The organism is Photobacterium sp., from assembly GCF_033720175.1.
GTDB lineage: Bacteria > Pseudomonadota > Gammaproteobacteria > Enterobacterales > Vibrionaceae > Photobacterium.
Window position 1 is genome coordinate 133,544 of record NZ_JAWWDA010000004.1, and the last position, 23,378, is coordinate 156,921.

At 46.6% G+C, this 23,378-nt stretch carries 17 protein-coding genes; 9 read left to right on the top strand and 8 right to left on the bottom strand.

The features are described from left to right. Nucleotides 1-30: 30 nt before the first annotated feature. A complete protein-coding gene (gene pyrC, locus R3289_RS06430; RefSeq protein WP_318924783.1) occupies nucleotides 31-1,059 on the top strand; it encodes a dihydroorotase in 1,029 nt (342 codons plus the stop codon). Nucleotides 1,060-1,143: 84 nt separating this feature from the next. On the opposite strand, the gene R3289_RS06435 is transcribed toward pyrC, so the two are convergent. The 4 genes from R3289_RS06435 to R3289_RS06450 all read right to left on the bottom strand — a co-directional run bounded on the left by R3289_RS06435 (nucleotide 1,144) and on the right by R3289_RS06450 (nucleotide 8,224). Next, complete coding sequence (locus R3289_RS06435; RefSeq protein ID WP_318924672.1) at nucleotides 1,144-4,212, bottom strand: efflux RND transporter permease subunit; 3,069 nt, start codon at nucleotides 4,210-4,212, stop codon at nucleotides 1,144-1,146. Next, the gene (locus tag R3289_RS06440; RefSeq protein WP_318924673.1) at nucleotides 4,212-5,300 is read right to left on the bottom strand and encodes an efflux RND transporter periplasmic adaptor subunit; all 1,089 of its coding nucleotides are present in this window, start codon (nucleotides 5,298-5,300) and stop codon (nucleotides 4,212-4,214) included. Before R3289_RS06440 ends, R3289_RS06435 begins: the two co-directional genes overlap by 1 nt. A 1-nt stretch (nucleotide 5,301) precedes the next feature. After that, nucleotides 5,302-6,351 (bottom strand): efflux RND transporter periplasmic adaptor subunit, encoded by a 1,050-nt coding sequence (locus tag R3289_RS06445; protein WP_318924674.1) that lies wholly within the window; start codon nucleotides 6,349-6,351, stop codon nucleotides 5,302-5,304. Between the two features lie 364 nt (nucleotides 6,352-6,715). Further along, nucleotides 6,716-8,224, bottom strand: a complete 1,509-nt coding sequence (locus R3289_RS06450) for a fumarate hydratase (protein ID WP_318924675.1) — start codon at nucleotides 8,222-8,224, stop codon at nucleotides 6,716-6,718. Between the two features lie 313 nt (nucleotides 8,225-8,537). On the opposite strand from R3289_RS06450, the gene pabB reads away from it, so the two are divergent. From pabB to R3289_RS06470, 4 genes are all read left to right on the top strand, one after another. Continuing rightward, nucleotides 8,538-9,941: an aminodeoxychorismate synthase component I gene (pabB, locus tag R3289_RS06455; RefSeq protein ID WP_318924676.1), complete on the top strand. Its 1,404-nt coding sequence runs from the start codon at nucleotides 8,538-8,540 to the stop codon at nucleotides 9,939-9,941. 92 nt (nucleotides 9,942-10,033) lie between these two features. Continuing rightward, nucleotides 10,034-10,633, top strand: a complete 600-nt coding sequence (locus R3289_RS06460) for a CoA pyrophosphatase (protein WP_318924677.1) — start codon at nucleotides 10,034-10,036, stop codon at nucleotides 10,631-10,633. 189 nt (nucleotides 10,634-10,822) lie between these two features. Beyond that, nucleotides 10,823-12,076, top strand: a complete 1,254-nt coding sequence (locus tag R3289_RS06465) for an aromatic amino acid transport family protein (protein WP_318924678.1) — start codon at nucleotides 10,823-10,825, stop codon at nucleotides 12,074-12,076. A gap of 241 nt (nucleotides 12,077-12,317) precedes the next feature. Next, complete coding sequence (locus tag R3289_RS06470; protein ID WP_318924679.1) at nucleotides 12,318-13,679, top strand: L-serine ammonia-lyase; 1,362 nt, start codon at nucleotides 12,318-12,320, stop codon at nucleotides 13,677-13,679. A 123-nt stretch (nucleotides 13,680-13,802) separates the two neighbouring features. On the opposite strand, the gene R3289_RS06475 is transcribed toward R3289_RS06470, so the two are convergent. The 4 genes from R3289_RS06475 to R3289_RS06490 form a co-directional block, all read right to left on the bottom strand. Next, a complete protein-coding gene (locus R3289_RS06475) occupies nucleotides 13,803-14,765 on the bottom strand; it encodes an ADP-ribosylglycohydrolase family protein (protein WP_318924680.1) in 963 nt (320 codons plus the stop codon). A gap of 210 nt (nucleotides 14,766-14,975) precedes the next feature. After that, nucleotides 14,976-15,569 carry an acetate uptake transporter gene (locus R3289_RS06480; protein ID WP_318924681.1) on the bottom strand — a complete coding sequence of 198 codons (594 nt, stop codon included), beginning with the start codon at nucleotides 15,567-15,569 and terminating at the stop codon, nucleotides 14,976-14,978. A 338-nt stretch (nucleotides 15,570-15,907) separates the two neighbouring features. Beyond that, complete coding sequence (locus tag R3289_RS06485) at nucleotides 15,908-17,125, bottom strand: hypothetical protein (RefSeq protein WP_318924683.1); 1,218 nt, start codon at nucleotides 17,123-17,125, stop codon at nucleotides 15,908-15,910. Nucleotides 17,126-17,377: 252 nt separating this feature from the next. Beyond that, nucleotides 17,378-18,556, bottom strand: coding sequence for an iron-containing alcohol dehydrogenase (locus R3289_RS06490; RefSeq protein WP_318924684.1), 1,179 nt, complete (start codon nucleotides 18,554-18,556; stop codon nucleotides 17,378-17,380). 399 nt (nucleotides 18,557-18,955) lie between these two features. Here R3289_RS06490 and R3289_RS06495 point away from each other — a divergent pair, with 399 nt between their 5' ends. The 4 genes from R3289_RS06495 (at nucleotide 18,956) to R3289_RS06510 (ending at nucleotide 23,324) form a co-directional block, all read left to right on the top strand. Beyond that, nucleotides 18,956-19,219, top strand: coding sequence for a GrxA family glutaredoxin (locus R3289_RS06495; RefSeq protein ID WP_318924685.1), 264 nt, complete (start codon nucleotides 18,956-18,958; stop codon nucleotides 19,217-19,219). A 254-nt stretch (nucleotides 19,220-19,473) separates the two neighbouring features. After that, nucleotides 19,474-21,156, top strand: coding sequence for an aspartate:alanine antiporter (locus R3289_RS06500; protein ID WP_107281463.1), 1,683 nt, complete (start codon nucleotides 19,474-19,476; stop codon nucleotides 21,154-21,156). Nucleotides 21,157-21,309: 153 nt separating this feature from the next. Next, on the top strand, nucleotides 21,310-21,984 hold the full coding sequence (locus tag R3289_RS06505; RefSeq protein WP_318924686.1) for a response regulator: 675 nt from the start codon (nucleotides 21,310-21,312) through the stop codon (nucleotides 21,982-21,984). Beyond that, complete coding sequence (locus R3289_RS06510; protein WP_318924687.1) at nucleotides 21,981-23,324, top strand: ATP-binding protein; 1,344 nt, start codon at nucleotides 21,981-21,983, stop codon at nucleotides 23,322-23,324. Before R3289_RS06505 ends, R3289_RS06510 begins: the two co-directional genes overlap by 4 nt. Nucleotides 23,325-23,378: the final 54 nt, after the last annotated feature.

The window sequence follows — 23,378 nt, forward strand, 5'->3', positions numbered from 1 at the left end:
TCGGGCGAATTTTTTGGGAGGGAAGCAATGATGACAACGATTACTATTACACGTCCTGATGACTGGCATGTACATTTACGTGATGGCGACGTACTAAAAGACACGGTTCGTGACATCAGCCGGTATATGGGACGAGCGATAATCATGCCGAATCTGGTTCCTCCGGTCACTGATACAGACGCTGCACTAGCCTACCGCGAACGTATTATTGCCCAAGGCCCCCGAGGCAATTTCTCCCCATTGATGACCCTCTACCTCACCGACAACACAACCGCTGCAGAAATTCACAAAGCAAAAGCCTCCGGTCATATCTACGCGGCAAAACTTTACCCTGCAGGCGCAACGACAAACTCAGATTCAGGTGTCACTTCTGTCGATAATATTCGCCCAGCCCTGCAAGCCTTGCAAGAAGCCGGCATGCCTCTACTTGTTCACGGTGAAGTGACTACTCACGATATCGATATCTTCGACCGTGAAACCGTCTTCCTTGAAACGGTACTGGCACCGATTGTTGAGCAGTACCCTGATTTAAAAGTGGTGCTTGAGCACATTACGACAGCGGATGCGGTAGAGTTTGTGACAAACGCCGGGCCTAATGTCGGCGCGACAATTACCGCGCATCATCTGATGTTTAACCGCAATCACATGCTGGTTGGCGGTATTCGTCCTCACTTCTACTGCCTGCCGATCCTAAAACGTAACGTCCACCAGCATGCATTAGTTGCAGCCGCCACCAGCGGTAGCCCTAAATTCTTTTTGGGGACAGACTCGGCCCCCCATGCACAGGGCCGCAAAGAATCGGCCTGCGGTTGTGCGGGTTCTTACACGTCCCATGCAGCCATAGAGCTGTACGCTGAAGTGTTTGAAAACGCCGGAGCGCTGGACAATCTGGAAGCCTTTGCTAGCTTTAACGGCGCTGATTTCTACGGCCTGCCCCGTAATACCGATACCATTACGCTGACGAAAGAAAGCTGGACGGTACCCGAGACGATGGCATTCGGTAACGATGAGGTGGTGCCTATTCGTGCCGGTGAAACCATCGCGTGGAAAGTCATTTAAGCCATATTGATGGACATACCAAATCCAAATTAAAAAGGGCTCGTTCAAGAGCCCTTTTGTTATTTCGATACATCACAACCCGGATTATTGTTCCTGAGGGAGCTTTAAACTATGAAACATTCGATACAGTACAGGCACAACGACCAATGTCAGTACTGTCGCAAAGCCCAGCCCGAACATAATCGTTACCGCCATGGGTTTAAAGAACACATCAGGCAACAGCGGGATCATACCAAGTACTGTTGTAATTGCCGCCATGCATACCGGACGCACGCGGCTCACTGCCGCATCAACCACGGCCTGGTACTTCTCTTTACCGCCGCTGATTTCAATTTCAATCTGATCAACCAGTACGATACCGTTTTTGACCAGCATGCCAGACAGGCTCAAGAAACCTAACAGTGCCATAAAGCCAAACGGGGTATTCAACAGCAACAAACCCGTTGTGACGCCAATTATTGCCAGCGGTACTGTCGCCCATACGATCACCGCTTCTTTCACTTTGTTGAACAGGAAGATGGTGATTAAGAACATGAACAGGTAGCCCATGGGCATGGTCTGGAACAATGACGCTTTCGCATCCGCCGACGACTCATATTCGCCGCCCCACTCCAGCGAGTAACCCGACGGGAAATCCAGCGCTTCAATTTTCGGCTGAATACGTGCCTGCAGGGTTGCCGCGGTTTCATCCCCTAAAGGATCGGGATCAGCCATAATTGTCAGCATACGCTTGCGGTTCTTACGGACCACTAATGGATCTTCCCAGCGAATATTTACCCCAAGTATTACCTGTTGCAGCGGCACATAACCTTGAATGGCCGGGCTCCAGATCTTCATCCCTTCAATCGTGCTCACATCAACCCGCTCAGCTTCCGGTAAACGTGCAACGATTGGCATTAAATTGGTGCCGTCACGATAGATACCGACAGACAGGCCAGAGAATGCCATTTGCAGTAGATCATCAACATCAGCCTTGGTGATACCGTAACGACGAGCCTGACTTTCATTGAAGACTGGCTCAAGTATTTTTGTACGTTCCCGCCAATCATGACGAACGTTAAAGCTGCCCGGATCTGCACGCATAATATCCAGCGCCTGTTGAGCAAGGCCACGTAAAATCGTTGGATCGGGGCCGACTAGGCGCGCTTCAATTTTAGAACCGGACGACGGACCTAATTCAATCCGCTTTAATTTGTACTCAATACCAGGGTGCTTAATATCAAGTTCGTGACTGATTTTACGCATCATCGGCATCACGTCATCATAGCTATTCACACGGATGATTAGCTCACCGTATGACGAGTAACTCTTCTCTGGCGCATACGTCAGCATGAAACGCTGCGAACCTTTACCCGCACTAGAAGAGACGTGACTTACGCTGTCTTGCGTACTCACTAACTCTTCCAGTTCGCGTAATTTGTCATTGGTTGAACGAATGTCGGTCCCTTCTGGCAACCACACATCAACCATAAACATCGGTGTAGTAGAGGATGGGAAGAAGGACTGTTTTAACTGAGTAAAACCATACAAACTGGCGCCAAGCATCACAATCAAAACGATCACGGTTGTCCACGCGTACTTCATACACATTTCTAAAAATTTCTTGTACATTACGAAAAAGACACCTTTATAAGGGTCATTTTCTTCCTCTCCTGGATTGTTTTTAACACTTTTGAAGAACATGTCGGCAAAAAATGGGGTCAATGAAATCGCCGTAAACCAACTCAACATCAGTGAAATTAACAGTACGCTAAATAAAGTCGCACAATACTCACCCGTCGAATCCTGAGATAAACCGATCGGCGCAAAAGCAGTCACCGCAATCACAGTCGCCCCTAACAGTGGCCACTTCGTCTGGGTTACGATGTCGGATGCCGCCTGCATCCGACTTCGCCCTTTTTGCATCCCGATCAGCACGCCTTCGACAACCACAATGGCATTATCTACCAGCATCCCAAGTGCAATAACCAACGCCCCAAGCGATATCCGCTGCAAATCAATCGCCAGCATACTCATGAACACGAATGTACCAAGTACTGTTAGCACTAAGATTAATCCGATCAGGAGACCTGAACGCAATCCCATAAAAAACAGCAGTACAACAATAACAATTGCTACCGCCTGCCCAAGACTGATAATAAAGCCCTGAACAGACTTATCCACTTCATCGGGTTGGCTATAGACAACATCAATATCAATACCAATAGGCTGTTGCTCTTTTAGTTCATCTAGGCGGTGGTAAACCGCCTTACCAATATCGACAACATTGACACCCGACACAAACGAGATACCGACATTCAGTGCCACTTTTCCATTGTAGCCAACAAGGTTATCCGGTACTTCTTTAAAGCCGCGTTCGATCGTTGCGACATCACGTAAATAGATCAGACCTTCAGCACCATTGTCGGTAATGATCAAATCTCCCAGCTCATCGACATCAGTAAATTCACCCGTCGGGTGGACACGGATATATTCCGTTCCGATTTTTACCGCCCCTGCGCTGGATACGAGGTTCTGCGTCGCCAGGGTGTTATAGATCGTTTGCAGTGAAACGCCCAAACTACTCAAGCGCTGCACCGATATTTCAATAAAGACCTGCTCTTGCTGAGTGCCAGTCACCGCAACTTTACCAACACCTTCAACCAGTTCTATCTCACGACGAAAGTAATCCACATAATCGTTCAGTTCTTTATATGAATAGGCATCGCCAGTAATGGCCAGCAAGATCCCGTACACATCACCAAAGTCATCGATAATGGACGGGTCAGCCACCCCAGGTGGTAACATCGGCCTCAGGTCGTTGACCTTCCGACGAAGTTCATCCCAAATTTGTGGCAAATCATCAGGTCCATAATTGTTTTTCATGGTGACCGTGATTTGTGACAAACCGCGACTGGAAACGGAGTTCACTTCATCAACATAGGTAAGCTGCTTAATTGCCTTCTCGATCGGGTAAGTCACCTCCTCTTCCACCTGTAGCGGTGTTGCGCCGGGATAGGCGGTCACCACCATGGCATCTTTGATAGTGAAATTGGGATCTTCCAGCCTTCCCAAACCAAAAAAGGCCATGGTGCCGCCAACCAGAAAGATCAATGTGACCATCCAGCTGACAACCTTGTTCTTGATAAAATAAGCGGCAATGTCTTGTTTCATTATTGTCCAGCCTCCATGCCTACCAGCGTCACTTGCTGTCCATCCCGCAAGCGATTTCCTCCGGCAACAACAATTAGTTCACCTTCTTCCAATCCGGATTGCAGACGAACCCCTTCTGGAACAACGGTATGGGTTGCAATACGGCGCTTACTCACTGTTTTATCTGCACCCACTACCCAGACAAATTTATTATCCAGATCCAAAGCATCGCCATCTTCATTGAAGATGGCTTCCAGCGGAATAATGGCTTCACCGCGAGAGTAGACTTTCAGTTTTTCCGCATCGGCTCTAACTTCAACGGCCATGCCGTCAAGAATAAAAATGTTATCAGGCATCGGCATGGTTAGGGTGACCATAAAGGACCCTGACGCCGGATCCGGCTCTGTTGTAAACTCTTTAAGGTACGCCCTATATTCCAGACCATTGGTCAGTATAATTCGGGCACCTGGTCTTGAGCCTTCAACGTCGACCTCTGTCTTTTGTGAATAGATCATATCCGGAGCCTGAATTTGAATATCAACCATATCTACACTATGAATATTCATAACCTGTTGTCCAACCTGAATATTTTCAAATTTCTCAGCAGGTACGCGCGAAATCACGCCATCAAATGGTGCCTTCAACTGGGTAAAGCTTAAACGTAACGTCGCGAGGTTCAGCCTTGCCCGGGCTATACGGCGCTGGGCTTTTAGTTCATCAAACTGTGACTGGGCTAAATAACCTTTGTCGACCAGTTTGGCGGAACGCCGATACTGGCTATCAGCAACATTATATTTTGCCTGGGCATCGTCAACTTCTAACCGATAGTCAGTCGGTTCAAGCTGTGCCAACAACTGACCTTTTTTGACGAAGTCACCGGGACGTACGGCTATTTCGATAATTTCACCCTGGATACGAAAAGACAGGCTCGATTTATCAGCTGCCGCAGCGACTCCAGAATATGCTAGCTGGGGCGATGCCGTTGCTAAAACCACAGGCATCACCGCCACGGGTTGTACCACTTGTCTCTCTTCAATTTGTGGTTTTTCACACCCTTGCAGGGCCAAAAAAGAGCCTACAGCGAAAACAATCAAGGATAGTTTTTCCATATTACAGTCCTCGCTCTTTAATCCAGGCTCTTACTTTCTGGCCTTCTTGTAATTCATTGACCCCCGAGGTAACAATTTGGGCGCCATCCTTCAAGCCTTTAATCACGCGTCCTTTATCATCCAGTTCGATTTGTGTTTTGTGGACAATACCCGCTTCATCGACGTGCCAGACATAAATACCATTCTCTTCCTCGATGATGGCACGCTTTGAAATAGCACCTGAATTACCTTTAGGAATGGCAATTTTAACCTGACTCGCCATACCGGGAAGAATATTTCTCCCTTCCGGGCGTTCCATAAATAAGGTCACTTTATAGCTGGATGTTTTGGCATCAGTCTCGGTATCAATTTCTTTAAATTGGGCCGCAAAAAATTGCCCGGGAATGGCATCGAACATGACATTAGGCTGGCTATCATACTGCCCTTGAAAGCGCGCCAGTAAATGGTCAGGAAGCTGGAAAGCGACATTAATAAGGCCTGCACTCTGAATATGCATCACAGGCTGTTTTGCCATAACATATTCATGATTCTCCATCAAAGACAGTGATAAAGTGCCGTCATAAGGTGCTACCAATGTTGCATAGTTTAGATTGGCTTTTTCTCTATCCAAGGCGGCCTGAGCCTGTTTTAATGACGCTTTAGAGGTGTCATAATCGAGTTCAGATACCACGTTTGTTTTACGCAATTTTTCATCACGTTTAAACTGAACATACGCCAGTTCATACTTCGCCTGTGCCTGCTCAACCAATAGCGAAAGCTCATCTGTATTCAGGCTGGCAAGTTTCTGCCCGCGCTTAACATCTGTTCCCGGACTAACGTCAACGGATGACAGCTGGCCTGAGACTCTGAATGCCAGCACCGCTTTATCGCCCGCTTCGACCGTTGCAGGAAATGTTCGAAAAGTTTGATTATTACCCACCGACACGGTCTGTAATTTTACCGGACGGGACTCCGGTTCGGGAACCTCAGCCTGTTGTTCACCACACCCTGTCAGCAAGCCACCTAACAGCAAGGCAACCCACAGCAAGGCGGCAGATTTGACGCGCACCATACATTCTCCCCAATCCTTATCATTGTCATATTATTTCTATTTTTTTGATCTTCTTATCCAGTAATCAGGTGAATCGATTAATATTTTAATTGCCGACTGACGATAGCAACCGTACGGCATATAAAATCAGTAAACTATTAGTGTAGTCAATGATATACCTTAAAGATCAATAAGGTTTTCTTATTTAAGAAAAAGCATAGAAATGGACTACATTGACAGCTCACCATGCAGATAATAACGGTCAGTTTCCAGTCTGAAACGGAAGGGATTCGAATTGAATTCTCGCAAGAAGGGCTAAAATTTAAAGCTGGATATAAAAAAGGAGCCAACTGGCTCCTTCCTATTAATATGTAACACTTAATGTCTAAGCATCCATTTCGGCAATTTTAACTTTCCAGGTATCCGGTCCCGTCTGGTGAGCATTGGTCCCCTCGGAATCAACCGCTACCGTTACCGGCATATCTTCAACTTCAAATTCGTAGATGGCTTCCATACCCAGATCTTCAAACGCGACAACACGTGCTTTCTTAATCGCTTTTGCAACCAGGTAGGCTGCACCGCCCACAGCCATCAGGTAAACTGCCTTATGCTCTTTAATTGACTCAATCGCCGCCGGGCCACGCTCCGCTTTACCAATCATGCCGGTAAGGCCTGCCTGACCCAGCATCATATCGGTAAATTTATCCATACGGGTTGAGGTGGTCGGGCCTGCGGGGCCAACGACTTCATCGCCTACCGCATCAACCGGGCCGACGTAGTAAATAAATCGATTATTAAAATCGACAGGAAAATCTTCACCTCTCGCCAGCATATCCTGAATACGTTTATGCGCCGCATCACGGCCAGTCAGAATTTTGCCCGACAGCAAAACGGTCTCGCCTGATTTCCATTCCTGAACATCAGCTTTAGTGACTTCGTCAACATTGACACGACGGACATTCTCGCCCACTTCCCAGGTCACTTCTGGCCAGTCTTCCAGCTTCGGTGGCGTTAATTCTGCCGGGCCATTACCGTCTAGCGTAAAGTGTACGTGACGAGTCGCCGCACAGTTCGGGATCATACAAACGGGTTTAGAGGCTGCGTGAGTCGGCGCCGTTTTAATTTTCACATCAACCACGGTGGTTAAGCCACCCAAGCCCTGCGCGCCAATACCCAGCTTATTTACACGGTTATAAATATCTAAACGCAGTTCTTCTTCTGCATTCTGCGCCCCCCGCTCCTGAAGCTCATGGATGTCTACCGACTCCATTAAAGATTCTTTCGCCAGTACTGCGGCTTTTTCTGCCGTACCACCGATACCAATACCCAGCATACCCGGCGGACACCAGCCCGCCCCCATAAGAGGAACGGTTTTCTCAACCCATTCTGCTACATCGTCCGATGGATTCAGCATCACCATCTTGGTTTTATTCTCGGAACCACCGCCTTTAGCGGCAATTTGGATGTCAACGTTGTTGCCTGGCACCATATCGATATGTACAACTGCGGGTGTATTATCTTTGGTATTCTTACGGCTACCCGCAGGATCCGCAACGACAGAGGCTCGCAGCGGGTTATCCGGGTTGGTATATGCCTGTCGGACACCTTCGTCAATCATCTCTTGCACAGTCAGATCACTGTCCCACTGCACATTCATGCCAATCTTAACAAAACAGGTCACAATTCCGGTGTCCTGACAGAGAGGACGGTGACCTTCGGCAGACATCCGGGAGTTAATCAGGATCTGCGCAATCGCATCTTTCGCTGCTTGGTTTTGCTCTTTGTTATAAGCTTTTTCCAAGGCCTGAACAAAATCCAGCGGGTGGTAATATGAAATATACTGCAGCGCATCCGCCACACTACTAATCACATCTTGTTTACGGATTACGGTCATAATTGCCCTCGTTGATTATTCTCATTCCATGCCGCCCGGCTCTCTAGTATCCCTTACAGCAGACTTCCAGTGCAGGGCCAGTGATTCACATTATTCTTACGCTGCCAGTAGGGTTAGGCAATACTGTGAACAATGCCGCCACTCAGCCATGATCCTCATGGCACATGTCCTTGATGAGTCAGGTTCTGCTGATGATGCAGAAAATAAAACATAAAGGATCGTCCTTGGGCGTCGTATTAAATTCTCGGTTTATGATACTCTTGCGGGCAATTTCGCGCTACGCGCCAATCGATCACCTGTCACAAAAAAGAAAATGATTTGTAAATCACATCCTCAACTGAGTATTGAACAACTCGATTATACCCAAGAAGCGACTCTCTCTTGGTTTGAACCTTTGGCGGGCCAGCCATGGGCAATGATATTACGCTCTGCCGCTCAGGATCACCCAGATAATCGCTTTGATATTTTAGTTGCCGATCCTTTAGCCACTTTAGAGACACAGGGTGAAATAACTTGTATTAAATTTTCAGATGGTGGTGAACAAACCAGCAACGAAGATCCTTTCAAGTTAGTAGAAGATGTTCAGACACAGCTTTTGCCTCCTCTTAACGCTATGACGGATGTGCCATTTCTTGGTGGGGCTCTGGGATACTTCGGCTACGATCTAGGACGCCGAGTCGAAAAACTGGCCAATATTGCCTGCCACGATATTACCGCTCCGGATATGGCTATCGGCATTTATGATTGGGCACTGATTGCCGATCACCAGGAACAAACGTTATTTCTGGTTTCACCGCAAGGTAGCGGCCGTTTGAAATGGCTGAGCCAGCAGAAAGACGCCTGGCTGCAGCAGCACAATGCTGATGTATCACAACAGAGCCAATCATTCTCATTAACAAGTGACTGGTCTGCAAACATGACAACCACCGCTTACTGCAACAAATTTGATCGGGTCCAAGAGTATTTGCTGTCAGGTGACTGCTACCAGATTAACCTGGCACAGCGCTTTGATGCATCCTATCAGGGCAATGAGTGGCAAGCATATCTGCGGTTAGACCAGATCAATGGCGCCCCTTTCTCTGGCTTCATTCGTACCGAGCACGGCACTGTACTGTCTGTATCGCCTGAACGCTTCTTGCAGCATAATCAGGGCTATGTAGAAACAAAACCTATCAAGGGGACACGTCCGCGCTCTGAAGACGCCACGCAGGATCAAGCCTATGCCGAAGCATTACGCTACGCAGAGAAAGATCGCTCAGAAAATCTGATGATTGTTGATTTGCTGCGAAATGATATTGGTCGAGTGGCAAAACCTGGTAGCGTCAAAGTGCCAAAGCTATTTGATATTGAAAGCTTTCCAGCCGTACACCACCTGGTTAGCACCGTCACCGGTCAACTCGATGAACAATATTCACCGACCGACTTATTACGGGCCTGTTTTCCTGGCGGCTCGATCACCGGCGCACCTAAAGTACGTGCCATGTCGATCATTGAAGAGCTAGAACCCCACCGTCGAAGCGTGTATTGCGGCAGTATCGGCTATATCAGCCGTTGTGGTCGTATGGATACCAGTATCACCATTCGTACCCTGATCACTCAGCAAAACCGACTCTTTGCCTGGGCTGGTGGCGGCATTGTCGCAGACAGCGAAGCTGAAAGCGAATATCAGGAAACACTGGACAAACTCAGTAAAATTCTGCCAATCTTAAAACAGTAATATCGTTTACCGATAGCTATAGATAATCGACTATACTATCTCAGCACGACTGGCAGCTAAACAGATCGACCCCACATAACCACGGATAGGCTATGAACAATCAGCAACAGATTTTAAGCCGATTTTTACTGGCACCCACGACCAATTATGACACCAGTCATAATGCGCGGGTGCGCCAATATGCCTCTAAAATAGATACATTTAAGCAAGCGGCAGTGCTGATCCCCTTAGTTCCGCGCAAAGACAGCTTCAATATTGTCCTGACACGCCGGGCTAAACACCTAAAACACCATCCTGGTCAGGTCGCATTTCCTGGTGGCCGCCAAGAGGCCTATGATGTCGATTTAATCGCCACGGCCATCCGCGAAACAAAAGAAGAAACTGGAATTTTATGCAAGCGAAGTCATATTTTGGGCCAGCTTCCTTCTCTCCCCACAATAAGCGGATATATGGTTACGCCTTTTCTCTCAACCATCGCCCCTGATTACAGGCCACAGCTGGATCCTAATGAGGTCGATGAACTGTTCGAAGTACCGATCCACTACCTATTAAACCCAGTGAATATGCGCACTCAGCAGTTCCGGGTAGATGGTAAATATCACACTATTTATTCAATTCCATTCAGCAACTATTCAATTTGGGGGGCAACCGCCCAGATGATTAAATTGTTATCGAAACAGCTCTGGTATTAAAAAAAACCTTCTAACACGTCATTTCCCCTAACCTTCCCGCAACATGATATGTGACCCAGCTCACTTTTAATTGTATTGCAATTTGCATCCATTACATAACGGGATCTTGATCAAAGTTTTCCTGCCATAAATCCTCAAAATGCGCGCCGTTCCTGTTCCGTTCCGTAAAAAAACTTTGGATATATAATCATGCAAACTACAGTAAGCTCGGCATCAACTGGTGCCACGAAAGCAAGATGGACATACAAAGATTTCACTTGGGCTCTTTCACTATTCGGTACCGCTGTTGGTGCTGGTGTACTTTTCCTTCCAATTAAAGCTGGTGCCGGTGGCTTCTGGCCACTAGTGATTCTTGCCCTTATTGCTGCACCAATGACTTGGTTTGCACATAAAGGCCTTGCCCGCTTTGTACTTTCAGCAAAAAATCCTGAAGCAGATATCACTGATACTGTAGAAGAACATTTTGGTAAATCTGGCGCTAAACTCATCACTTTTGCTTACTTCTTTGCCATTTACCCTATCGTTCTAATCTACGGTGTAGGTATTACCAACACGGTTGATTCTTTCCTGGTAAACCAGATGGGCATGGAATCTATTCCACGTTGGTTATTGTCAGGCTCTTTAATTCTTCTGATGACAGCCGGCGTTGTTTTTGGCAAAGAGCTGATGCTTAAAGCGACATCTGCAATGGTTTACCCACTGGTATTCGTTCTGCTGGCGTTGTCAATTTACCTGGTTCCTGAGTGGAATGGTTCAATGGTCTCTGTAAGCCCTGATTGGAGCGCTATGCCTTCAGTTATCTGGTTGGCAATCCCGATCATTGTATTCTCTTTCAACCATAGCCCGGTAATCAGCCAGTTCTCTAAAGAGCAACGCCGCATTTACGGTGACAATGCAGTAGGTAAAACTGACATGATCACTGGTGGCGCAGCAATGATGCTAATGAGCTTCGTAATGTTCTTTGTATTCTCTGTGGTTCTTTCTCTATCACCTGAGCAACTAGCAACAGCGCAAGCAGAAAACATCAGTGTTCTGTCTTACCTGGCGAACATCCACGAATCTCCGTTAATTTCTTTAATGGGTCCTCTTGTTGCTTTTGCTGCAATCACTTCAAGCTACTTTGGTCACTTCCTGGGTGCACATGAAGGTCTTGTAGGACTAGTAAAATCTGGCTCAAGCATGCCAGTTAAGAAGATTGAGAAAATCTCTCTTGGCTTCATCGTTATTACAACCTGGATCGTTGCAATCGTTAACCCTAGCATCCTGGGAATGATTGAAACTATGGGCGCACCGATGATCGCTGGTATCCTATTCTTAATGCCTGTAATCGCAATGTATAAAGTACCCGCTATGGCGAAGTACAAGACATCAGCACCGGTAAGTATTTTTACCGCTCTATGTGGTATTGCAGCTATTACTTCTGTAATCTACGGCGCGTTATAATACAATCATCGCTATAACAGCGATAACTATCGTTTACGGCTTATTCATCAAAGAAAATGTGCTACAGCGCATAGCCTTCTGAGACAATTTGCGTAAAATAGATGATACTTAAGAGCAGGAAGCGTTTGCCACCTGCTCTTTTGTTTTTCTAGTGATCTCGCCAAGGAAGGGGCGGGAATTATAAAAACTATGACAGTCTTGGCCTGAGGCAAGAGCGCTTCCCCCGACTGAGGTAATACACATGATCAGTGTTTTTGATATCTACAAAATCGGTGTGGGTCCTTCCAGTTCACACACTGTTGGCCCAATGAAAGCAGGTAAAGAGTTTATTGATGACCTGCGCGCTATGGGAAAATTACGTGATATAACCAAAATTACCGTCGATGTTTATGGTTCACTTTCTCTTACCGGTAAAGGTCACCACACAGATATCGCTATCATTATGGGCCTTGCGGGCAACAGCCCTGAGCATGTTGATATCGATAGTATTCCAGGCTTCATTGGCCGCGTAGAAGAAACTGAACGCCTACCTGTTGGTATGCACTGCCACACCGTTGAATTCCCTCGTGACGGTGGTATGAACTTCCATACGACTAACCTTCCTCTTCACGAAAATGGCATGTCAATCCACGCATGGATTGGTGATGAAGAAGCGTATACGAAAACGTATTATTCCATCGGTGGTGGTTTCATCGTCGATGAAGAGAACTTTGGTAAAGAACAAGTATCTAACGTCACAGTACCTTACATGTACACAAAAGCTGATGAGCTTTTGAGCCATTGTAAAGAGTACGGCCTATCTATCAGCGCTCTCGTGATGGCAAATGAACGAGCGATGAACGCAGAAGACGAAATCAATACTTACTTCTCGAAAATCTGGAAGACCATGCGTGAATGTATGGAACGCGGTATGAACGAAGAAGGTATTTTGCCTGGCCCTCTACGCGTACCTCGCCGTGCTGCCGCTCTTTACCAACAGTTAATGGCAACTGAGAAATTCAGCAATGACCCAATGACCGTTGTTGATTGGGTAAACATGTATGCATTTGCGGTAAACGAAGAAAATGCAGCGGGCGGTCGTGTCGTAACAGCACCGACCAATGGTGCATGTGGCATTATTCCTGCGGTTTTGGCTTACTACGATAAGTTCGTTCAAAATGTTGGCCCTAAAGACTACACCCGCTACTTCGCCGCTTCCGGCGCTATCGGTGGTCTTTATAAGCGTAATGCCTCTATCTCTGGTGCTGAAGTCGGCTGTCAGGGTGAAGTCGGTGTCGCATGTTCTATGGCGGCAGCAGGCCTTGCTGAACTGATGGGCGGTAGCCCTGAGCAAGTCTGTATGGCGGCTGAAATCGCTATGGAGCACAACCTTGGCCTGACTTGTGACCCGGTTGCTGGCCAGGTACAGGTGCCGTGTATCGAGCGTAACGGTATTGCCGCAGTTAAAGCAATTAACGCATGCCGTATGGCGCTTCGCCGTTCATCAGAGCCGCGCGTTTCACTTGATAAAGTTATTGAGACAATGCTTGAAACCGGCAAAGACATGAATGCGAAATACCGTGAGACATCTCAGGGTGGTCTGGCAATCAAGGTTATTTGTTAATCACAGAAACGAGATAAGGCAAGCGAGTCACTAAAAACTCACTTTACGAAGCTCGATACTATCGTAAAAAGCTACCGTCTATCGGTGGCTTTTTTTGTTTGGTTTCTCTCTCGTTACTGACTTCTAGCCGCTTGCCACTTTCAACAATACCTCAATATCTTCTGCAAGCGCCTCACCACACTGTAGCGTGGTGATCCATGAAATGGGAATCCCCTTATCATCACCAAAACCGTAACAAGCTCCTGCTAATGCGCCGACGATGATACCGCGACCACAGGAATCACCCGACACCAGTATATTTTTGATAATTGCTTCGGTATAGCTTTCACTGTTTTTTAAAATCCAGGCAGCCATCGGTATACTATCAACCAGATGATTAGCTGGGTTGACTATCGATAGTACATGCTTGAGATCGTTCACATCGCCACTGAGTACCCTCACCTGCTCAATTAAATCCTGGGTCTTCGGCTCCGATTTGATTTTTAAGACATTCAGTACCGGCTCCATACGTCGTGAACGTAATGCTTCATTCAGGGCGCAGGCAAATGCCTTGGCACTGGAAATGGCAATATCATTTTGATGGGTTATACCGACAATGCGCTCAATTTCCTGCTCTAACTTGTCTGAAGGATGCTTTAAAGCCACTAATGCAGGTACGGCACATAAAGCTGTATTCTGATCGTCATCACAACCTGAGTCTTCCGGCCAATCTTCGGGTGGAAGGGAAAACAAGCTCAGTAATAATGCTTGGGTCGGACTATCGACATAACCGACAAATTCGCCACCCGGACCGAAATAATCCAGGACTTGTTGCTGAATGCTGTGGGTATCAACATCGGGATTTGCCAGCAGCCGAATATATAGCGCTAACCACTCACCGTAGGCTGTAAGCTCACCGGCAGTTAGTTTGTCATGCGCATAATAGCTGTCAACACCTTGATAGTGCGAAGGGTCGGGTTCTATGAATGGGAAGTGAGGTAAGTTAGTAAGCGTTTTGACACGTTCTGGGGAGTAAATCCAGTGTGTTCCCATACTCGCGGCATCGGCCACTAATGCCCCCATCAGCGCTGCGTAACGTTGCGCCATACAACCTCCAGTAATAAACCAAGCTTCTGATAACAATAATCATAGTTGGTAGAGGATATATACCCAACTACTTTAATATGCAGTGTTCGGCGAGAATTCAGTCACTTTTAGACAAGGCAGTTATATGATCGAATAGGGTTTTATTGAAGTTAGGTATATACAGGTACAAAAAAACCCCGCTGATGCGAGGTTTTTGAATGTTCGGTCAGATTAAGCCGCCGCTTTCAGGCTTACTTTCTCTTTCTTCACTTCGCCTACAGGCAGAATTGTGCGGCCGTATTCGTTGTTCAGTACCTGCGCCATAGCAAAGTAGATTGCGCTCGCACCACAGATAATACCTTCAAAACCAGCAATCGTGCCGATTAGTTCGCTACCAGTGAAATCACGAGCAGCCAACAGGAAGAATAGTACCGTCAGAGAACCGAATACGAACTGTTTTGCACGTGGGTAGCATAGCGAGCCGACAAACATGAATGCCGTGAATACACCCCACAGACCCAAGTACCAACCCATAAAGTTTGCTGGGCTTGCTGCTGCTAAGCCCATTTTCGGCATAACAATCAGACCAACCAGAGTCAACCAGAACAGACCGTATGACGTAAACGCAGTGGTACCAAATGTATCGCCACGCTTGAAGCACATCATGCCCACTAGTACTTGACCAATACCACCGTAAAAAATACCCATTGCAAGGATCATAGAATCAATCGGGAAGAAACCCGCATTATGGATATTCAAAAGGATAGTGGTCATACCAAAACCCATTAGGCCAAGCGGCGCCGGGTTAGCTAGTTTCGTGGACATTTAGTTCCCCTACAGGAGTAATTCAACAAAAACGATAAAATTTCAAAAATGGATGCATCTTAAATGCGCGGCGAATTCTAATGGATGATGAGGGGTAGATCAATCCAAATTAGGACTAAAATTCATCCTTAGAGGAAAAAAACATGATTATATTTGAAATCTTTACATTTTTTTTGAACTTAGAATGCAGTTGATGAAAAAAGGACTCCCGCTAGTATCACAAATGAACACCTATTCAGAAAAAACGACTGTTCCGCTGAAGGTTCTGCCTAGCCCCCTTCCACATACATTATCAATAGTAAAGTGCCTGAAGATGGCACAACTTCGGTGATGATGTACTAGTGTGTGGCCGCGGCGGCAGACAGATCAAGCGGCTCTACAGCCTCAACCCCATTTTGCGTCGAATAATAAGCTGGGGGTGTCTCGGGTTGAATATTACCCAGGCTTTCTGGTTGCGAACCCAGGTTTGCTCGTAACTGTTGTATAACCTGCTTCTGACTTTCGACCAATAAGGTTAACGTCTGTATTTCCTGATCTTTGGCAGGATTTTGCTGCGCCCTAATACGCTTAACAACGCGCTGCTGACGTGCAGCTGCTACACCATCCGTAATTAATTGAGCCTGGGTACGGATCGGCTTATCTCGCCAATCCGTATCATTAAGGGCACGTGAAATACGCAGTAATTTAGCTTCAATTTCTAGAATGAAATTCTCATACTCATCTTTACTGCGGTCACGCAGACTTTGTACTTCCAGTGCAATATGTGCCGCATGGTCGAGTTCAAACTGGATCTCCGTGACAGCTTTGTTAATTGTCGCAAAGTCTCTCGGTGACAGGTCAATAACAGCATTCCCCGTACCAATTTCTGCCTCTACACGTGCGTAGCTCAGGGGAGCGTAATATTTCACATCTTTTTGACGTAAACTGCGTAACTCACTCTCTAGCGGTGCGATATAGATCTTTTTCACCGTCTTCACTTCTAAACTATGGCTGCGTTCGAGAAACTCATCCTGCTCTTCACGGGCATCACTGATATCTTCTTGCTCAACTAAACTGAATAATTTGGCATATAATCGATTCAATCGAGTGTATTCACTGCGGTAGTATTGCTCGGCATCTAAGGAATTAAGATAGCGCATTTGCTCAATTGCAGATTCGAGTACGTTATCAGCCTGTACTTTCAAACGCTCCAGATCCGTTAAGATTAACTGGACTTGATGTATCTCATCGTTGAACCGTTCAAGGTAAGTTGTCGAGGAAAAAATAGAGTAGTTTTCAAATGCGACTTCTGGTTGATCAGAAAATTCCAGATAAAGTGAATCTGCATTTTTCCATCCAGACTGAAGTGCATTAAATTTATTCGGAGAGTAGAGCGCCAGATGCTCTATGTTCATCATCTTCTGTTGCCACTTCTTATGCGTTTTTAGCGCATTTTGGTAGGCATTTTCAGTGTTGATTTCAGAGGTCGCCGCCAGATTGTCTTCCGGTGTACTTTGGCAGCCACTCAGTAAAGTAGCAAAAAACAGTACAAGTGCCACTTTCCTTATATTATTCATATTCTCTTCCGCTTTTATTCTTCTTATTGCAATTCCATTCGCAAACTATTTAAAAAACAAAAAAACTGAATCACTTATTAAAGCAACATCAATTAAAAGTGTGACTGCACGAAGTTGTTAGCTATATAAATCAAGTGTATCTGAGTCTTAATAGGTACTAAAGCCCTTATTATTAAAGACGCTCCCCTGTCTATGCTCAGGGTTATCTTATTGACCATCAATGTAGCACAACTCCCGCATTGCGAAAATCATCTAAATTTGGCTCGATATATCAATTTTGCATTCCTGACAAACTTGCTCCAGGATCCCCTGCAAACGTTGCTTGTTAAGCGGTAACGGATTTCCCTTTATCGCATTTGAGCGCAAGGCATCTTCGGCAACGTCATCAAACATGGTGTCACATAACCCAAATTGCGAAACTGGCGGCAAGTTTAACCGCTTTAACGTTCGTTTCGTCCATAAAATGCCATCAATATCTTCGGCGTTGATCCGTCCGGTCACAATACAGGCCAATTGCCGATAACGATTAAGTACATCCGCACGGCCTGCTTCTCTTGCCGCTAAGATATTTTCCTGCATCACAAAAGGGGCCAACTGGGCGGTAATAAGCCCATGAGGCGAATCTATCCGCCCGCCGAGTGCCGACGCCAAACCATGTGCGGCCCCTAATTTTGCATTGGCCAGCGCCATTCCCCCTAACATCGCAGCAAATGACATATCAGATCGCGCCCGCGGATCATCATCTTCACAAGCAGGAATGATCGCTCCGGCTAAGCGCCTTAAACCTTCTTCGCACACCATGTCAGTCAGAGGGTTAGGAGCACCACAAACATACGCTTCCATCAAGTGGGTAAATGCATCCATACCACAGCATCCCGACAATACAGGGTCCATACCATAGGTTAAGGTTGGATCGACAATGGCCAGATCCGGCAGCATATCAGGGCTGTTCAGGCTCACTTTGACATTTTCCTGAGCAGAACGTAGCACGGCATTCTTACTGACTTCCGAACCGGTACCTGCCGTGGTTGGAATCGCAATAAAGGGTAACGGTTTCGCCTGCAGCGGCACATTGCGTCCCACGACGTCAACATAATCATAAACGCTTCCCTGATTGGGAATAAGCGCCGCCAGCGCCTTCCCGGCATCAAGAACACTTCCGCCTCCAAGCGCTATCACCATATCCGGGCGGAATCTTCGCCCCATCGCCGCCATTTCTTCAATCATGGCAATCAGAGGCTCACCGAGCACAGCAACCTGCTGGTAGCGCATGTTCTGCTGTTTTAGGTAACCGACAACCGGTTCTGACCGTTGGCTATCTTTACCGGTGACTAACAAGACGCTATAGCCAAATTGGTTAAAAGCTGAAAATGAGTGACTCAGCGCCCCTTCGCCAAAAACAATCCTTGAAGACGTCATAAACTGAAACATAGGTTCTCCGCTACACAAATAGCATCATCTAATTTGAGAAGGGACTAACGAGCTGTCAGTGTAAAACTGACACTACCTTGAGGGGTTTTATGCCCTTATTTCAATCATAATCCTCTTCTGATATCAGGGGCTGTTTATCTTTCAACATAATTGCGGCAATGTTGAAAGATAAACACCCCCTCATGAGTGTGCACCGGTAACAATTCCTCGTTTTGATTCTGGACAATATTCCCCTCATATTGAAAAAGTCTCGTAACATAACAAGCGATCTATCACATTAGGCAATGATGCGGCTTTTACTACCAATCGGTTTTATCTATCAGAGCGAGAGATAAAACCCTCTTTCTCATCAGTAAGAGTCACGTTATAGTGAGCGTAATAAAGTTGAGGAGAGAAATTATGTTCGTTGTTATTTTTGGCCGCCCCGGTTGCCCGTTCTGTGTTCGCGCTAAAGAGCTCGCTGAAAAGCTAAAAGAAGATCGTGATGATTTTAACTTCCGCTACGTTGACATTCATGCTGAGGGGATCAGTAAAGCGGACCTAGAAAAAACCGTCGGCAAGCCGGTTGAAACCGTGCCTCAAATCTTCGTCGATCAAGAGCACATTGGCGGCTGCACTGAATTTGAAGCCTACGCAAAAGCAAATCTGCAACTCTTCCAATAATTCACTCCAGCGGGTATTACCGAAACGGGGTACCTCCAATAAAGGGCTGAATACTCAGCCCTTTTATATTTACTGCACTTTATTATCAATCTGATGACAAACGGTATAAAGCCACTGCTCAAGCAGATTTTCCTCACCCATCGTTTCCAGTGAATTTTTTACACTGTTTTTACCTTTAATAGGTATAACAAACCTCTAAAATCAGCTAGAATTTCGGCACTTTTATCGCGCCTACCCTTCCCGGATATAATGTTGTGAATATCAACGTAGCAGCTCTTCTTCATCAGAATGATATTCTGTTGCTTTTTGTCGTTCTTGCCGTCGGTCTTAGTTTTGGAAAAATTCGAATAGCCAACATGCAAATTGGCAACTCAATTGGAGTATTACTTACAGCCCTGTTATTCGGAAATGCCGGATTTACCTTTAATACCGAAGCCCTCAACATCGGTTTCATGCTGTTCATTTTCTGCGTTGGTATCGAAGCGGGACCAAACTTTTTTGGTATTTTTTTCCGCGACGGTAAACATTATTTATTACTTGCCTTAGTGGTGTTGCTTTCTGCCATCACCATCACCATGACCATGGCTCATTACCTAAACCTTGATTTAGCTTTGGCCACCGGATTAATGGCCGGATCTCTGACCGCTACACCGGTCTTGGTGGGTGCTAAAGATGCACTTAATAGTGGCTTGTCCGGGATCAGCGACGCCAGTACCATCCAGCAAATGGTTGACAGTCTGAGTGTCGGTTATGCGATGTCTTACTTAGTTGGCTTGATTAGCCTGATTCTGCTGGCGAAGCTGATGCCGAAACTACAGAAACAAGATCTGGCTGAATCATCACAGCAAATTGCCCGCGAGCGTGGGATTGGTGAAATTGCCCAACGGAAAGTCTATCTGCCCATTATCCGGGCTTACCGGGTTGGCCCGGAACTGATCAACTGGATTGACGGCAGAAACCTGCGCGAGCTGGGCATTTATCGCCAGACAGGTTGTTATATAGAACGTATTCGTCGTAACGGAATTTTGGCAAACCCTGATGGTGATGCGATCTTACAGGAAGGCGATGAGATCGCATTGGTTGGCTATCCTGACAGCCATGCCCGACTGGATCCGAGCTTCCGCAATGGTAAAGAAGTGTTTGACCGTGACCTTCTCGATTTACGTATCGTAGAAGAAGAAATCGTGGTTAAAAACGATAGCATTGCAGGAAAACGTTTATCCGATCTGAACCTGTCTGAATACGGGTGTTTCCTTAACCGAGTCGTCCGGGCGCAAATCGAAATGCCGATGGACCATAATATCCGGCTCAATAAAGGCGATATTTTGCAGGTCAGTGGCGAAAAAAGCCGGGTTTTAGGCTTAGCTGAACGTATCGGCTTTATCTCCATTCACAGTCAGATCGCCGATTTGTTGGCCTTTTGCTGTTTTTTCATTGTTGGTTTACTGATCGGTACTATCACGATGGTCTTCGGCCATATCGCCTTTGGGCTAGGTAGCGCGGCAGGCCTGTTGCTTGCGGGGATTACCCTGGGCTTTTTGCGAGCCAACCACCCTACTTTTGGTTATGTGCCGCAAGGCGCATTGAATATGGCCAAGGATTTGGGTTTGATGGTCTTTATGGTCGGTATTGGGTTAAGCGCGGGTTCTAATTTGCTTGAATCGATCACCCAGATTGGTCCGACTGTCTTTGTGACCAGCATTATGGTCAGTGTCATCCCAGTGGTATTAGCCTATCTATTCGGTGCCTATATCTTAAAAATGAACCGGGCTTTGCTTTTCGGGGCGATTATCGGTGCCCGCACCTGTGGCCCGGCAATGGACATGATCAACGAGCATGCAAGAAGCACTATTCCGGCCTTGGGCTACGCTGGTACCTATGCGATTGCCAACGTACTGTTAACGATCGCGGGTACATTGATCATCATCCTGAACTAGCCGCTCTTCTTTTAAAGACGCTGAACGATCAACGATCCCTTTAGTTTTTGATCAGTCAGCGTCTATTCAGTCACATTGCCTACACTTATGGTCGCAAGCTGTCTCTCTATTAAGTATATTCAATAGATATATTTATCTTTGGTAATCAAAATTATGCGTATCCTAATTGTCGAAGATGACCAAATTCTGAGTCATCATCTCAAATCCCAACTCAGTGAACTAGGTCATCAAATTCAATGTGCTGGCACAGCCGAAGAAGGCTTGTTTTTTGCGCAAAACTACCCCAATGATATCGCTATTGTCGATATCGGATTACCTGATCGCGATGGTATCAGTCTGATTAAAGACATGCGGAAAAAAGGATTACGCCTACCCGTCCTGATCCTGACCGCGCGCTCAAACTGGCAAGATAAAGTCACCGGGCTTGAAGCCGGTGCTGACGACTACCTCGTCAAACCGTTCCAGAAAGAAGAGATGGTGGCTCGGCTGAGTGCTCTGGTACGCCGCAGCGCCGGATTCGTGAAACCGGAAATGACCGCTGGTGACATCCGGGTAGACTTATTAGCCAAGCAAGTCTACGTTGGGGAAACACAGCTTGAACTCACCGCCTTTGAATACGATTTACTGGAATACCTGATGCGCCATAGCCGCCAGGTAGTCTCAAAACAGCGCCTGCTAGATGTACTTTATGAAGATCAGGAAGGCGATCCGAATACCATTGAGGTTATGATCAGCCGCTTGCGTAAAAAGTTCAGCAAAACAGGCCAGGAAAACCCGATTTCAACCATTCGCGGGCAGGGTTACATTTTCGAGTTACCCGCTCAATGAGGCGACTCCTTAAACCCCGATTACGTCGCCGGGTCTTAGTGGCCTCGGTGGCCATTATCGTCCTGATCACATCCGCCCTGGCCGGAGTCATTAATCAGCTATATACCCAAAGCTATATGGCTGCTTATTCATCTGAACTGGTAGCGCAAATGCCAATGGTGGTCGCTCAGCTAAACCGTGCCGGGTTGATCAAGGATATGGACAAGTGGATTAAATCTGTTGACCCTTCAGATACCGACTATATGTCGGTTATGTGTGATGCTAACGACAATACAGTATGGCTGTCAGATGAGGCAAAAAAAGCTAATATTTCAAATATTTGTAATTATTTGCCGGATGAGATACCGACACCCACTTTAATTGAGTCACCGAACAACACCAGCTACATTGCTTACAACCTGGGACGGGAGCGTGAAGATGGCAGCATTTATCAACTGGTCGTTCTACGCCCTGGTGATGCCTTTGAATCGTCTCTGGCCAAATTGCACAAACGCACGACCTTTTACCTTGGTCTGTTTGTCTTGATTGCCATTGCCTTTCTGATTGCCGCATTCCACTGGAGTTTTCAGCCACTGCGAAAACTGGCAATCCAACTCGATGAGATGACAGATGCTAAACGAGATCGATTAGACAGTAATTATCCCATGGAGCTTCAGGATATTACTCTCGCTCTCAACCGTTTGATCCGGATCAGTAACGACCAGAAAGGGCGTTATCGTCATGCCATGGACGATCTGGCCCATAGCCTCAAAACCCGTTTGGCCGCAACCAATGCATTGCTCGATGACAAAGAGATCGCCCGCAATGAATTGAATACGCGTGTGATGGAACAAATCAGTCAGATGGATGATCAGGTTCAGTATCAGCTAAAACGTGCCATGATGGGCCAACAAGGGCTGCAGAAAGATAAAACTGAACTCAAACCTGCGATTGACAGTTTTGGCCGTATGCTGAGTAAGATTTATGGCGACAAGCAAGTACTCTTGCGCTGTCAGTTTTCCCCATCGCTGAAACTGCCTGTTAACCGTGACGATTTAATGGAGTTACTGGGTAACTTATTAGAAAACGCCTATCGCTTCTGTATCAGCGAAGTACGGGTTAACGTAACCGAGCAAGACGATCACTTCCTGATCCGTATTGAAGATGACGGACCGGGGGTCGCCCCCGCGATGCGAGAAGCCATATTCCAGCGAGGTATTCGCGCCGACCAGCTCAATCCCGGGCAAGGTATCGGCCTGTCGGTCTGCCATGAAATCGTTGAGAGTTACCAAGGCCAGATCCATGTTGAAAAGGCCAAAATCGAAGGAGCGGCATTTGTCATTCGCCTGCCGAAACATTAAGTTCAGGAACAAGTGCCGAGTGACAAGGGACAAGTAGCAAGGGAAGAGATTCTA

Excerpts from the sequence above, each read along its gene's own strand:
- R3289_RS06440 (WP_318924673.1), bottom strand. The coding sequence starts at position 5,300 with ATGGAAAAACTATCCTTGATTGTTTTCGCTGTAGGCTCTTTTTTGGCC.
- pabB (WP_318924676.1), top strand. The coding sequence starts at position 8,538 with ATGATTTGTAAATCACATCCTCAACTGAGTATTGAACAACTCGATTAT.
- R3289_RS06475 (WP_318924680.1), bottom strand. The coding sequence starts at position 14,765 with ATGGCGCAACGTTACGCAGCGCTGATGGGGGCATTAGTGGCCGATGCC.
- R3289_RS06485 (WP_318924683.1), bottom strand. The coding sequence starts at position 17,125 with ATGAATAATATAAGGAAAGTGGCACTTGTACTGTTTTTTGCTACTTTA.
- R3289_RS06435 (WP_318924672.1), bottom strand. The coding sequence starts at position 4,212 with ATGAAACAAGACATTGCCGCTTATTTTATCAAGAACAAGGTTGTCAGC.
- R3289_RS06470 (WP_318924679.1), top strand. The coding sequence starts at position 12,318 with ATGATCAGTGTTTTTGATATCTACAAAATCGGTGTGGGTCCTTCCAGT.
- R3289_RS06510 (WP_318924687.1), top strand. The coding sequence starts at position 21,981 with ATGAGGCGACTCCTTAAACCCCGATTACGTCGCCGGGTCTTAGTGGCC.
- R3289_RS06480 (WP_318924681.1), bottom strand. The coding sequence starts at position 15,569 with ATGTCCACGAAACTAGCTAACCCGGCGCCGCTTGGCCTAATGGGTTTT.
- R3289_RS06465 (WP_318924678.1), top strand. The coding sequence starts at position 10,823 with ATGCAAACTACAGTAAGCTCGGCATCAACTGGTGCCACGAAAGCAAGA.
- R3289_RS06490 (WP_318924684.1), bottom strand. The coding sequence starts at position 18,556 with ATGTTTCAGTTTATGACGTCTTCAAGGATTGTTTTTGGCGAAGGGGCG.
- R3289_RS06445 (WP_318924674.1), bottom strand. The coding sequence starts at position 6,351 with ATGGTGCGCGTCAAATCTGCCGCCTTGCTGTGGGTTGCCTTGCTGTTA.
- R3289_RS06505 (WP_318924686.1), top strand. The coding sequence starts at position 21,310 with ATGCGTATCCTAATTGTCGAAGATGACCAAATTCTGAGTCATCATCTC.
- pyrC (WP_318924783.1), top strand. The coding sequence starts at position 31 with ATGACAACGATTACTATTACACGTCCTGATGACTGGCATGTACATTTA.
- R3289_RS06460 (WP_318924677.1), top strand. The coding sequence starts at position 10,034 with ATGAACAATCAGCAACAGATTTTAAGCCGATTTTTACTGGCACCCACG.
- R3289_RS06495 (WP_318924685.1), top strand. The coding sequence starts at position 18,956 with ATGTTCGTTGTTATTTTTGGCCGCCCCGGTTGCCCGTTCTGTGTTCGC.
- R3289_RS06450 (WP_318924675.1), bottom strand. The coding sequence starts at position 8,224 with ATGACCGTAATCCGTAAACAAGATGTGATTAGTAGTGTGGCGGATGCG.